At 38.6% G+C, this 12981-nt stretch carries 13 protein-coding genes; all 13 read right to left on the bottom strand.

Annotated elements, in window-relative coordinates; all coding sequences use genetic code 11:
* Positions 1–6 precede the first annotated feature (6 nt).
* Positions 7–978, bottom strand: a complete 972-nt coding sequence (locus EM808_RS12445) for a sugar phosphate isomerase/epimerase family protein (RefSeq protein ID WP_127738537.1) — start codon at positions 976–978, stop codon at positions 7–9.
* Positions 975–2153: a Gfo/Idh/MocA family protein gene (locus tag EM808_RS12440; RefSeq protein WP_127738536.1), complete on the bottom strand. Its 1179-nt coding sequence runs from the start codon at positions 2151–2153 to the stop codon at positions 975–977. Before EM808_RS12440 ends, EM808_RS12445 begins: the two co-directional genes overlap by 4 nt.
* 467 nt (positions 2154–2620) lie before the next feature.
* Complete coding sequence (locus EM808_RS12435; RefSeq protein ID WP_127738535.1) at positions 2621–3628, bottom strand: LacI family DNA-binding transcriptional regulator; 1008 nt, start codon at positions 3626–3628, stop codon at positions 2621–2623.
* Positions 3629–4371: 743 nt separating this feature from the next.
* On the bottom strand, positions 4372–4518 hold the full coding sequence (locus tag EM808_RS28570; protein WP_438825729.1) for a Ger(x)C family spore germination protein: 147 nt from the start codon (positions 4516–4518) through the stop codon (positions 4372–4374).
* A gap of 116 nt (positions 4519–4634) precedes the next feature.
* On the bottom strand, positions 4635–4940 hold the full coding sequence (locus tag EM808_RS12430) for a spore germination protein (RefSeq protein WP_127738534.1): 306 nt from the start codon (positions 4938–4940) through the stop codon (positions 4635–4637).
* 135 nt (positions 4941–5075) lie between these two features.
* Entirely contained in the window at positions 5076–5366 is a 291-nt protein-coding gene (locus tag EM808_RS12425; RefSeq protein WP_127738533.1) for a putative quinol monooxygenase, read from the bottom strand.
* A gap of 42 nt (positions 5367–5408) precedes the next feature.
* Positions 5409–6242, bottom strand: coding sequence for a sugar phosphate isomerase/epimerase family protein (locus tag EM808_RS12420; RefSeq protein ID WP_127738532.1), 834 nt, complete (start codon positions 6240–6242; stop codon positions 5409–5411).
* A 75-nt stretch (positions 6243–6317) separates the two neighbouring features.
* Positions 6318–7403, bottom strand: coding sequence for a zinc-dependent alcohol dehydrogenase (locus EM808_RS12415; protein WP_127738531.1), 1086 nt, complete (start codon positions 7401–7403; stop codon positions 6318–6320).
* A 1-nt stretch (position 7404) separates the two neighbouring features.
* A complete protein-coding gene (locus tag EM808_RS12410; protein WP_127738530.1) occupies positions 7405–8229 on the bottom strand; it encodes a sugar phosphate isomerase/epimerase family protein in 825 nt (274 codons plus the stop codon).
* A gap of 137 nt (positions 8230–8366) precedes the next feature.
* Positions 8367–9536 (bottom strand): substrate-binding domain-containing protein, encoded by a 1170-nt coding sequence (locus EM808_RS12405; RefSeq protein ID WP_127738529.1) that lies wholly within the window; start codon positions 9534–9536, stop codon positions 8367–8369.
* 41 nt (positions 9537–9577) lie between these two features.
* Entirely contained in the window at positions 9578–10753 is a 1176-nt protein-coding gene (locus EM808_RS12400; protein WP_127738528.1) for a substrate-binding domain-containing protein, read from the bottom strand.
* A gap of 303 nt (positions 10754–11056) precedes the next feature.
* Positions 11057–11899, bottom strand: coding sequence for a sugar phosphate isomerase/epimerase family protein (locus EM808_RS12395; RefSeq protein WP_127738527.1), 843 nt, complete (start codon positions 11897–11899; stop codon positions 11057–11059).
* A 43-nt stretch (positions 11900–11942) separates the two neighbouring features.
* Positions 11943–12977 (bottom strand): zinc-dependent alcohol dehydrogenase family protein, encoded by a 1035-nt coding sequence (locus tag EM808_RS12390; protein ID WP_225314837.1) that lies wholly within the window; start codon positions 12975–12977, stop codon positions 11943–11945.
* Positions 12978–12981: the final 4 nt, after the last annotated feature.

The raw sequence follows: 12981 nt of genomic DNA, 5'->3' as shown, positions 1-12981 counted from the left end.
TCCTACCTAAGCCCACCACATTTCCGATACTTTTTCTTTAAACAATGTTCCTTTTAACAGTGTGATGGCTTTCATTAAACCTTCATCGGTAGACGCAAGCATATCCTCATGTTCAATGGAAACAACGTAATCATATCCTACAGCCCGAAGTGTACTAATGATATCCTTCCACATTTTTTCATTATGGCCATATCCAACAGAGCGGAACGTCCAAGAGCGATCCAACACTTTACTGTAATGCTTGGTATCAAGAACACCATTCACCTTAATATTTGCCTGGTCTAAATACGTATCTTTCGCATGGAAATGGAAGATTGCATTTTCCCTGCCTAATTTTTTAATAGCTTCGACTGGGTCGATTCCTTGCCATACCAAATGGCTTGGATCGAAGTTGGCTCCAATGTTCACTCCTACTTGTTCTCTTAATTTTAGTAGTGTTTCCGGGTTATAGACAACAAACCCCGGATGCATTTCGAAAGCAATTTGATGAATCCCATGCATTTCAGCGAATTTCGCTTCTTCTTTCCAGTACGGAATAACGATTTCATTCCATTGCCATTCTAAAACTTCTACATATTCAGGAGGCCAAGAGCAGGTCACCCAATTGGGGAACTTGGCACCCGGATGATCCCCTGGACATCCAGCAAAACCATTGATAACTGGTAGCTCTAACTGTTCAGCCAGTAAAACGGTTTTTCTCCATACATCATGCGCCTCTTTGGCACGCTTGACATTAGGATGTAGAGGGTTGCCATGACAGCTTAGTCCGCTGATGGTTAGTCCCCTGCTTTCAATCGCCCGTCGGAACGATTTGATTTTATCTGGATTCCCTAACAATTCATCGGGATTACAATGACTATTCCCTGGATAGTTACCGGTTCCTAACTCAACGGCCTCTACTCCTATTTGGACTAATTTATCTAACATGGCTTCGAAAGGAAGATTTTGATATAGAACTGTAAACACACCTAGTTTCATACTAAAGCCTCCTTATTCGCATGAACCTTCACCCATTTTTGTTGTTCATGACTTTCCAGAATGGCATCCGTAATCGCCATTGAAGTATGACCGTCTTCAAATGTGGCGAAATTCGGTTTATCCTGGAGCGGATCTTTGCCTTCACGAATAAACGTATAAACATTGAACATCATATTTTTCAAAGCGTCCGGCCAGCCTTCATTATGTCCGCCAGGATGATGGATGGCTGATTTTGCTTCCGGTGAGAAGAGTGCTGGATCGGCAAGCAGGATTTCATTCGGCTTATCCCTGTGCCCCATCCATAATTTTTCAGGCTCTTCTTGGTTCCAATATACAGAACTCTTGCTGCCATTAATCTCAAAGCTTAGTCGATTTTTTCGGCCTGCACTTACTTGTGAAACAGTGAAGACTCCTCTTGATCCATCTTCAAAACGAACTAGTACGGATGCATAGTCTTCTGTATTGATTGAAATATCTTCATATTCTACATCTTCAGTACTTTGTGTGCTGAAAGTGGCCACACTTCCAATTGCTTTCTTTCTAACTGGAATGACCGTTGCTAAATCAGCAAATACTTCTACAATCTTTTTACCGGTAACAAATTGAACGGTGTCACACCAATGAGACCCGATATCTGATACTGCGCGAGATTTTCCGCCGACTTCCGGTGCTAAACGCCAGTTAAAATCCGTTTCATATAGTAACCAATCTTGCAAATAGCTTCCGTGAACCAAATTCACTTTCCCAAGGTCACCGTTAGCAATTTTAGCTCGAAGGTTTTGCACACTCGCATGCTGTCTGTAATTAAAGTTCACACCATGTACAACACCCTGTTGTTGAGCCAATGTCAACAATTCCGTTGATTCTTCACTATTCATCGCAAGTGGTTTCTCTGAGATCACATGTTTACCTGCTAAAATAATTTCTTTATTGATCGCAAAGTGCACATGGTTTGGGGTACAATTATGAACTACCTGAATTTCGCTGTCACGCAGTATTTCACGGTAATCTCCGTATGCTTTCGGAATTCCAAGATCAGCTGCCTTTCTTTCCGCTTGTTCTTGATTCGTCTCGGCTAATGCTACGACTTCCACGAATCCAATTCTTCTGATTGCTTCAATATGTGTCGGGCCAATGAAACCTGTCCCGATGATTCCTACTTTTATTTTTTCCATTTGTTTTCCGTCCTCCAATCGAACTTTTCGATTCACTCAAGAATGAGTAGAAGTCATTTGATGTAATCGATTACACTGCGTTGTAAAAAAATATGTGTTTAGTCCTAGTAAATAAATAATTTACTATCCTTCAAATTCTTATAAATGTAATGGATTACATTTTTGTCGAAAAAAATTTGAATTCATTTATACTTTTAAATTAAGAAATAACCTTTTAGAATAAAATACCTTTTCAATTATCACTAAAATATTTTAATCTTTTTTTCGACATCTTCATTGTAATCGATTACATTATAGAATTCAATATTTTTTTAAAACTTCCTCGATTCTTTTTTAATCAGAATGATAAAAACTGTTCTGGAACCAATAGAATCGCTGGTCCCCTAATAATGATATAAAGGGAGTGAACCATTATTAAGTTCACTCCCTTTATATCATTATTTTAATTTTAACAGGAATAGGCTAAACTACTCTTCTATGGTAAGTTCTTTGCATGATTCACGGACAATGAGTGTATCAGGAAGAATAAATTGGTATTTCTCTAATTCTTCATCTTTAATTAATTTTAACAGTAAACGCATCGTTTTTTGACCCATATCAAACGTTGGCTGTGCCACGGTTGTTAGAGCAGGTTCAAAAATTGATGCAAATTGAATATCATCAAAGCCTACAACAGATAAATCTTCTGGAACTCTTAAACCTTTAGATTTAGCGGCTTTAATGGCACCCATAGCCATTTCATCATTACCGGCAAAAAGGGCTGTAGGAGGACTCTCTAGTGACAAAAATTTCATCATTAAATTAAATCCACTTTCAAAAGAGAATTCGCCTTCCTGTACCAAACTTGGATCCACAGACAGGCCGTGTTGCGCCATTGCTTGATGAAACCCCCTACATCGATCTCGTCCAACGACAATATTCAAGGGTCCAGAAATATGTCCAATTCTCTTGTGGTTTAAGCTAATTAAATATTCAGTTGCCTTTCTTGCACTGCTAACATTATCAATAGAGACCGTAGGCAGCTTAGAACCCTCATAGTATTCACACGCCAATACTACAGGGTAATCCTCGGATAAATCTTCTAATATTTTTTGATTGGTCCTTGCCGTTAATAATATCAACCCATCTGCTTTTTTCTGACCTAATATTGTTAAAAAACTAGTTTCGCTTTCGACATCGTTTCGCGCATCTCCTAGAAGTACTTGATATCCGTTTTCGATCGCAACGGATTCAATTCCGCGAAGCACCGCAGAAAAGAAAGTATTAGTTATATCAGGAACCACCACAAGAATTGTTTTGGTTTCAGATCTTCTCAATTGTCTTGCCAGCATATTAGGCTGGTAATTTAATTTTTTTATGGCTTCTAAAACTTTTTCAGCTGTTTCTTTTTTTACAGTCCCTGCATTACTTATGACTCTGGATACTGTGGCCGTTGAAACATTTGCCATTTTTGCAACATCAGCGATTCTGACCATGTATTGCTTTCCCCTTCAATGTTCGTTTGCATTCATTGTAATCGATTACATAGATAAATACAATAGCTTTACATAAATGAAAAAATGGATATTGTACACAAACTGTCTCATTCTTAGAAAATTTAATAGCAAAAAAGCCTTTTAAAATAGGTTTGGGTAACATCAACATCTATGTTGTATAAAAAAATATGGATTAGAAAAGTTTACTAGAGGTGAGGCGTTTTTTATATAGGAATTCAAAAAAACATAAACCTCAATTATATCCAATTTATCGTTACAACAGACAACTTTTCAAAGCGGGAATACCATGAAAATTTTCGTACTCTTTTTCATCATTATTTTAATAAGTATTGCTTTTTCTTTTGTAATAGATTTTATGATGGCAATTAAGTTATCAATCGCTATGCAAAATTTAAAAAAACTGTTTCTTGTGATGACATACCCCAAATATCTTATTGGGTTTGCCTTTTTGCTGACCTTTGTCCTTCCACCAATTTATATTTATTAAAAAAAAAGAAAGTATACAAGAAAGGCATAAAAAAGGTTTACCTATCCAACTAATCAGCGGTGATATTAGTTCGAGATCGATTCATTTGTTTCCGAATAAGATCCATAACTAAGCGAATCCCAGGAATCACAACACAAAAAATAGGCAGGTATGTATTTGATAATAAATCTGCCTTCTTCAAAGGTCTTTCCAGTCCCCGTAAAGACCGTTACAGGCGCGACTTTCCACCTGTTTGTCACGATGCAATAGCTCCTGGATTAACAACCTGAAAAGCTACTTGATAATTATTGGTCTTTTCCATTTTATCAACCCCCATTGCCATAACAATCGCAAGCTCATTAAGCTCCCGTTCATTCCAGCATCCTGATAATAGAGCCAACATCTCGAACAACAGAACGATCCGGATTAGTCATTTCTTTTTCATTTTCGTCCCCCTTTTTTGATCAGGAGGTTCAGGATGGATCCCCGTATCCATTCTTGTCATATTTTCTTGATTCATCAATCTAGGTCGAGTGAAGCCATATAAAGGATGCCAAAAGAACACAAGCCGTACAAATGGGAGATAATCATGATATTAATGATGGCAATCCCATAAAAATCATAGGTTACCGCAAAAAACATTATCAAAAATTGGAACAAACGGACAGATATTGCGATATTGAAGGCTGGAGTCGCAAAACTAGCGATCCCTGTAATCGATACAACAATCACCATCGCTGAGGACACAATCCCAGCTTGCACCGCGGCCTGTCCCAAAACAAGTCCACCAACGATGGATACTGCTTGCCCAATCGCTCGGGGCATCCGAATCGAGCCTCTTTATTTTTACAGCTGATTGTTTATTTTACGGCACCTTGAATAGATTTTTGGTGATTTTAATTACCATGTATCTAATACATTTTCTTTCATTACTAATAACACAAGGACAGCTACTAAGAGTTAGGCACCTTTTATCTCGCTTGCATCGAAAAGTTGTACTTGGATTGGTTCACTTAATAGTCCAGGGACAATATTAATGAAGTTTTGAAAATGAGCGGTCGCTTCGTGAACACCAATCGCCGCTTGCTCCTTCCACTTTTCCACAAATACAAAGGTATTAGGCTGTTTTGGATTTTCAAAATATTCATAGCTAATATTACCTTCTTCTGCTGGAGATGGTTCCGCTACTAGGTTAGCCTGATCCAGGAATACTTGACGTTGTTGAGGTTCCACTTTAAAGTACGCATGAATTAATAATCATCTATAAATTCCACCTTTTATACTTAATATCTTTTATGATAGTGCTTCAACAATTTCCTTCATATGTTTAATAGATTGCTTTGTGAAGTCATCAAAAACATTAGCTTCCCCTTGAAGGCCTGAAGCCACATAAGGATTTGACACGGCAGGTAGGAACTCCATCGTAATATAACCCTTATAACCAAGTTCTTTAAGCAGGGAAATCACTGGTGCAAAATTCGTTTGTCCTAGTCCAGCAGCCTCCCTTGTGTTATCAGCGATGTGTACATGTGCAAGATAACGTGATATTTTCTTTATCGATCCCGTCATATCACGTTCTTCTATGCTCATGTGGAACAAATCCGCCATAATCCCTACACCTTCTACATTCACTTCCTCCACAAAACGTAAGGCTAAGGTGAGGTTATTAACTAAGTAAGTTTCATAACGATTTAATGCTTCAATGGTTATGGTGATTCCTTGTTCCTTTGCATACAGCCCCGCCTCTTTCACACTTTGAATGGCATTATTCCATTCTTCCTCAAGCGTCGTTTCTGGGCTAAGTTTACCAACACAAGTAGGAACGACAATTAGGGTTGATGCATTTAAAGTCTTCGCTAAATCAACCGATCTTTTCACATATTCGACTGCCTGTTTTCTAATTTCGTCGTTTGATGAGGAAAGATCCCTTTCAGGGGTAAAAATTCCACAAATAGAACTGCATTCAAGTTCATACTTTTTTAAGAGTTCTTTCGTTTCTTCAATATCAATGGTATACGGCTCGCCAGCGAGTTCGACTCCTTGATAACCATATTTTTTCAACCTTTTTAAGCTATCTTCTAAACTTTCATTTCCGTATATCCATTGCGTGGTACTATATTTGAACATTTGAATTCACCTCTTTAGATTATGAAAAAATCAGAGTTCTCAAACCAACCGTTGAGAACCCTGCTTACCTATAAATTAATCTGAGATTTTAACTACAGTTTTAAGGATATCCTTATTATGCTCTGCTGTTTCAATTCCTTCTTTAACATCCGCAAATTCAAAATGATTCGTAAGGATTGGAGTTGGATCGAAACGTTTGCTTGCGATTAAATCAATAGCTTTAGAGAATGTATCATATGTTCCTGCATAGGAGGAAACAATCGTTAATTCCCGGCTATAAATTTCAAATGGACTTACAGGAATCGAAACATCTGCAGGGGCGGCTCCATAAACAAGGATTTTCCCGCCTTTTCTTACCAATTTAAATGTTTGCGCGTACGTATAAGCAGATCCTACTGCTTCGATAACAACGTCAGCACCACGTCCGTCTGTTAATCTTTTAACAGCTTCAACAGGATCCTCTTCACCTGCATTGATGACATATTCCACACTGATATTTTTGGCTGATTCAATTCTGGCAGGATTTAGTTCTGAAAGGATTACCTTACTTGCACCCTTTAGTTGTGCAAGTAAGGCATGAGCGATACCCATAGGGCCGCCGCCAATAATAGCAACTGTGTCACCGTATTGAATATCGGCTTTATCCTGACCGCTGATTGCACATGCTAATGGCTCAATATAGGCTCCATGGATCCATGACATAGACTCAGGTAACTTATGAATATTGCTCTCAGGAACTCTTACGTATTCTGCAAATGCTCCGTTGACATGTACCCCTAATTGAGTAATTTTTTCACAATGTAATTTTTGGCCATGGCGGCAATAATAGCATGTGCCACAGCTAATATTGATATCTGCAGTCACGCGATCACCTGGCTGTACAAAACTAACTTGAGAACCAACCTTTACCACTTCACCAGAAAATTCATGACCTAAGATTAATGGAAGTTTTGCGGGAAAACGACCTTCATAAATATGTGGGTCAGTACCACAGATTGCAGTATACTTCACTTTTATCAGTACATCTGTGCCCCCAATTTCAGGAATCGGTACGTCTTCTAATCTTAAATCTCCTTTACCGTACAACACAGCAGCTTTCATTACTTTTTGATCAAAGTCTGCTTCTGGATTTTGATTATTTACTAGTATATCTTGTGCCATCTTATCTTTCCTCCTTAAATAACTTTTTTAGAAAAACGATTGACTCTTCTGTATATTGATCATAAAATTCTTCACATCTAGTGCCATTAAAAGGATCCGCAAACGGAGGTAGTAGCTCCATTGTTAAATAACCGCTATAGTTAATATCATGTAAAGCCTGAGCGATTGGCTCAAAATCAATATGACCGCGACCTGGTGCCGCTCGATTACTATCGGCGATGTGAAGGTGATATAATTTGTCTCCAACCATTCTGATCGTATCCGCAATATCGACTTCTTCAATATTCATATGATAGGTATCACCCATCACACCTACGCTTGGCAGATTCACACGATTGACCAGCTCAAGTGATTGGTCTAATCGATTGATTAAGTAGTTTTCATAGCGGTTCCATGCTTCTACTGTCAAACGAACCCCATGTTCCCCAGCATAAATACCAGCTTCTCGTATTCCTTCCTCAGCCCATTTCAATTCTGTTTCGTAATCTGCTTCTCCATAAATTTTCATACAAGCAGTTGGAGTCAGGGAGATTCCTTTTGCACCGATTTTGCTGGCAAAATCAACGCAGCTTTTTAAATACTCGACTGCATTTCTTCTAATATTTTCTTTACTAGAAACTAAATCTCTTTCAGCGTTATAAATGGCACAAATAGTGGAAGCTTCAATATTATATTTTTCCAATAAACCTTTAATGCGGTCTGCATCCAGTTGCTCTGGCTCGCCTACAAATTCCACACCGTTATAGCCATATTTAGCGAGTCTAGCAATACTAGTTTCAATATCTTCTCCTGCATATACTAGCGTGTTGTAAGAGTACTTAATCATTTGAACATCTCCTTATCACTATGTTGTCTGTGTACACTTCCTATGGGTTTTAAAGAGTGGCCGCATGTAAAAGCCGCCACTCTTTAACTTCTTTTCTAGGAAGTTTGTAATCTCTTTTCTGACTGGTTAAACGATCACTATTTTGCAGCCTTTTGAATAACTTCTGGGGCATCTTGACGATAAGCCATTTTCCAAACCTTTAAGACGTTTTCCTTTGTAACTTTCATCGATGGAACAACATAGTATGGATCTAATTGTTGGCCAAGTAATGAATATCCGGCAACAAGAGCCTGTGCAGCTCCGTTTTCATATGGTAACTGTGCTCCAAGACCTTTTACATTCCCTCCAGAAGCAATTTGAAGCGCTACGTTCGTTCCTAAATCAACTGTAGTGATAACTAAATCATTTTTCCCTGCTGTACGAGCTGCAGCAAGTGTTCCTTCCGCTGGTACATCCCAAATCGCAAAAATCCCATCTAAATCTTTGTATTTTGTTAACATACCTGAAGCTACTTTTTCAGCATCGTTAGGAGTGATAATTCCACTATGCGCCACAATTTTAATATTTGGATATTTTTCTTTAATGGTTTTCTCAAATGCTTCTTTACGTTGGTTATTTACAAAGAAATTAACATCGTGGAAAATAACACCGATTTTTCCTTTTCCTTTTAGTTTTTCACCCATAATTTCACCGGCAAAGATACCGTTTCCATAGTTATCTGATGAAACAACGCTGACAAAATCTTTTCCAGCTTTGAAGCCTTTTGGTACATTATCCATGAAGACTAGCTTTACACCGGCTTCCGCAGCCTTTTTAAAAGCGGGAGCAGTAGCAACTGGATCAACCGGCAAAGCTACGATAATATCTGGCTTTTTAGCCATGATGGTTTCGATATCTGAAATTTGTTTTTCAGGCTTAAATTGTGCATCCGTAACGGCCACAACTTTGATGCCCATTTTTTCAAAAGTGTCTTTTACACCATTGATGATGGCAGTTGAGAAGTCATTTCCTGCATAGTGCATGGAAATACCCGCTTTGAATTTACCTTCTTTAATTTTCTTTACATCCTCTTCAGACAATTGCAAAGTTGCTGCAGGTGTGGCTGTTTCTCCATTTGGACCTGTACTTAAAATTTTCTGATCGCTTGGTATTTCAGGGTTAATGGTAAGAGGATAAGTGACTTCTGCTGATGCTAATTTACCTTCTTTTTGCTGACCTGAAGTAGTTGAACTTTGTTTTCCACACCCCAGAAGAGCCAAACTGCTAATTAAGAGTATCGTAACGATTAGTGAAGTAAGTTTTTTCATAGTAGCCCCCAATAATAGATTTAGATAATAATAGTGTTTTATTATTTAGCTGCCCCTTGAATGGACTTAGGTGCCTCTTGGTGGTAAACAAGTTTCCATGCATCTAATACATTTTCTTTCGTTACATTTAAAGCAGGAACGGCTACATAAGCAGGTGCTTCTTTACCAAGTAAAGAATAACCTGTTAAAATAGCTTCTGAAATCCCCTGGTCATATGGCAGCTGGGCACCGAGACCTTTAATCAAACCATTTGATGCAATGTCTAAAGCTACGTTTGTCCCTAAATCAATGGTCGTAATGACAAAATCTTTCTTTCCTGCAGTACGGGCTGCTGCTAATGCACCTTCAGCTGGAACGTCCCAAACGACGAATATTCCATCAAGGTCACGATTTTTGGTAAGCATACCTGATACTACTTTTTCCCCATCGTTAGGGCCAATGATTCCACCGCGTTCAACGATTTTGATGCTCGGATATTTTTCTTTGATTGTTTTTTCAAAGGCTTCTGTACGCTGTTTGGTCACAAAGTAATCGGCATCATGATAGATTACGCCGATCTTCCCTTTTCCACCAAGCTGTTTTGCCATGATTTCAGCTGCTTGAACACCATTGCCATAGTTGTCTGCAGATACAACGCTCACATAATCCTTGCCGGCTTCTAATCCTTTTGGTTTATTATCCATGAATACGACTTTGACTCCTGCATCTGCCGCTTTCTTAAAAGCGGATGCAGTTGAAATAGGGTCTACTGGTATCCCCACGATAATATCCGGCTTTTTAGCTAAAACTGTTTCGATGTCGGATACTTGTTTTTCAGCCTTGAACTGGGCATCAGTTACAGCTACGACTTTAATTCCCATCTTTGCAAAAGTTGCTTTTAAGCCATTGATTTGTGCTGTTGCCCAGTCATTACCAGCATAATGCATGACAATGGCCGCTTTGTATTTGCCTTCTTTGATCTTTTGCACCTCTTCTTCAGTAAGCTGCAATGTTTTTGCTGAAACAGCGGATTCTCCACTAGGACCTTTACTTAAAATTTCCTGATCGGGTATATCTTGATTAATCGTTATTGGGCCTGAACTTGCGGTTGTTTCTTCTATTTTTGTGTTCTCTGTCTCTTTGCTTGCGCTGCTAGTTGTGCTATTCTTGCCACAGCCGACAAGTGCGACGCTAGTGATTAGTAGAATCATAGTAAAAACACTTAGTAACTTTTTCATGACTTGTCCCCTTTTCATCGTTGTAACTTTTAATCCATTGATAGAAATACTGAAGTATTTTTATTGTTTTTATGTTTCACATCCTCCTATATAATGTAATCGATTACAATTTTCCGATAATTAATTTTTCACTGCTTTTCTTGGTGATTATATAATCGATTAAATTTTGGTTTTAAATTCACTTATAAAGAGGGGTAAAACACTTATTCTTATTATTAGCCCTTTTAAATAGATTAACTAGGCGAATCAGTGGCATTTAAACGTACTGCATTCGCCCGGATAATGCTTTGTTCAATTAGATTATTACTTACATCCAATTCCTTTTAACTTTTCTGTCAAGTAATCAATGGATGTTTTTGCATACCAATCAGGATCTGCTTTTCTAGTACCAAATCCAATTTCCATTGAGAGGTAGCCCTTGTAATCGATTTCCTTTAATGCTTTTAATACGGAATCCCAATTTACCGTTCCTTGTCCAGGCGGTAAACGATCGTCATCCGAAATATGAACATGATGCAACTTATCTTTCATTTTATAAACATAATCACTCGGTACTTCATTACGATATAGGGCATGGAACGTATCAAACATCACTTTCACATTGGATTCAGCTGATTCTTCTGCCAACTGCAGGGCATCATCTGCCGATTCAATTAAATTACAATCAGCAGCTTGAGGTTCAACTACTAATGTGATTCCAAGGTCTTTCGCATATTTTGCCACATCTTGTAAACCTTCGCGGCTATACTTCCATGCTTCTTGTTTGTTCATCCCAAAACCAAACCAGCCGGCAAGCCACATCACAGTTGGGCATTCCCAATCATGCGCTAAACGAATGACTTCCTTATAATGATTGATCGTAAATTCACGCTCTTCTTTCAAAGCTGAACTTGGATTCACTCCAGGTCCTCCTCCAGGTGCGGGAAGCATAGCAGCTACATTAAGATTCTTTCTTTTTAAATGCTGAAGAATTTCCTTACGTCTTTGTGTGGATAGATAATCAGGCCATGCATGCGGACTCGCACAACCTATTTCAATTCCATCATATCCAAATGAAGCAATTCGACTAATCACTTCTTCTAATGGATAAAAGGGCAACATGGAGGGAAAGGAATTATAAACCCAAGTATTAAATGAAAGTTTCATTTTTTGATCCTCCTCAAAAATTAAGTCTTGTTATTCAATGTGATTATTCCCAAACAAACACAGCTTTTTCAGTCTTTCTTTCATCAAACATACGGAAAGCTGTTTCCGCTTCTTCCAATTTAAATTGGTGAGTAACCAACTTTTCTATAGGCAGATTCTTTCTAACAATAAACTCCGCAATTTCATCAAATTCTTGAATTGGGAAGTACCAAGAACCCATTACAGAAATCTGTTTTCGAATTAATTGCGCACTTGGTTTGATTGTTGTCTCTTTACTTTCCCCGATAAAAGCGACACGTCCATGTGCTCTCACGCAATCTAATGCATCATTCTCACCGTAAGGGCTTCCGGAACAATCAATCGCAGCATCTGCACCAAGACCCTTTGTAATACGCGCGATTTCTTCTTGAACATTCATTGTTTTACCATTGATCGTATAATCCGCACCCAATTCCTTTGCAAGCTCCAAGCGCTCATCCAGCATATCAACAGCAATAACGGTTGCTCCTAATCCTTTAGCGATCATCACACCAGCGCCGCCCATAGGTCCCATTCCAAAAATAACAAGATAGTCTCTTCCAGAAATTCCTAATCTCTTTTGGGCATGGTAAAGGGTTCCTACAGCGTCAGTTGAAACAGCTGCTGTTACAAAACTCATGCTATCTGGCAGTCTCATACAGTTTTCAGCTGGAACCACCATGTACTCTGCGTCACCGCCGTGAGAGTCAAAGCCGATACATTTAAATTCTTTGCAGAACATTTTGTAGCCACTCTTACAATGTGCACATTCACCACAGCCAAGAGCTAAGTAAACAGCAACTCGGTCACCCGCTTTGTAATTGGAAACGCCAGCTCCTACTTCCGTGATAACTCCTGCAGGTTCATGCCCTGGTACCGTGCATCCGCATTTTGTTCCTTCAAAAACGGAAGTTCCATAATATAAGCTCATATCGCTTCGGCAGATCGCTGATGCTTTTAACTGAATTAATACATCCCCTTGGCCAGGCGTTGGAATTTCAACCTGGCGAATCTCTACCTTTTTATCTCCTGGAAAAAATACTGCATTCATTGTTGTCATCTTA

The organism is Niallia taxi, from assembly GCF_004005475.1.
GTDB classification, from domain to species: domain Bacteria; phylum Bacillota; class Bacilli; order Bacillales; family Cytobacillaceae; genus Niallia; species Niallia taxi.
The sequence above is the reverse complement of the archived record's forward strand: the minus strand, read 5'-3'. Positions and strand labels throughout refer to the sequence as shown.

Excerpts from the sequence above, each read along its gene's own strand:
- EM808_RS12445 (WP_127738537.1), bottom strand. The coding sequence starts at position 978 with ATGAAACTAGGTGTGTTTACAGTTCTATATCAAAATCTTCCTTTCGAA.
- EM808_RS12440 (WP_127738536.1), bottom strand. The coding sequence starts at position 2,153 with ATGGAAAAAATAAAAGTAGGAATCATCGGGACAGGTTTCATTGGCCCG.
- EM808_RS12435 (WP_127738535.1), bottom strand. The coding sequence starts at position 3,628 with ATGGTCAGAATCGCTGATGTTGCAAAAATGGCAAATGTTTCAACGGCC.
- EM808_RS28570 (WP_438825729.1), bottom strand. The coding sequence starts at position 4,518 with ATGTTGGCTCTATTATCAGGATGCTGGAATGAACGGGAGCTTAATGAG.
- EM808_RS12430 (WP_127738534.1), bottom strand. The coding sequence starts at position 4,940 with ATGCCCCGAGCGATTGGGCAAGCAGTATCCATCGTTGGTGGACTTGTT.
- EM808_RS12420 (WP_127738532.1), bottom strand. The coding sequence starts at position 6,242 with ATGTTCAAATATAGTACCACGCAATGGATATACGGAAATGAAAGTTTA.
- EM808_RS12415 (WP_127738531.1), bottom strand. The coding sequence starts at position 7,403 with ATGGCACAAGATATACTAGTAAATAATCAAAATCCAGAAGCAGACTTT.
- EM808_RS12410 (WP_127738530.1), bottom strand. The coding sequence starts at position 8,229 with ATGATTAAGTACTCTTACAACACGCTAGTATATGCAGGAGAAGATATT.
- EM808_RS12405 (WP_127738529.1), bottom strand. The coding sequence starts at position 9,536 with ATGAAAAAACTTACTTCACTAATCGTTACGATACTCTTAATTAGCAGT.
- EM808_RS12400 (WP_127738528.1), bottom strand. The coding sequence starts at position 10,753 with ATGAAAAAGTTACTAAGTGTTTTTACTATGATTCTACTAATCACTAGC.
- EM808_RS12395 (WP_127738527.1), bottom strand. The coding sequence starts at position 11,899 with ATGAAACTTTCATTTAATACTTGGGTTTATAATTCCTTTCCCTCCATG.
- EM808_RS12390 (WP_225314837.1), bottom strand. The coding sequence starts at position 12,977 with ATGACAACAATGAATGCAGTATTTTTTCCAGGAGATAAAAAGGTAGAG.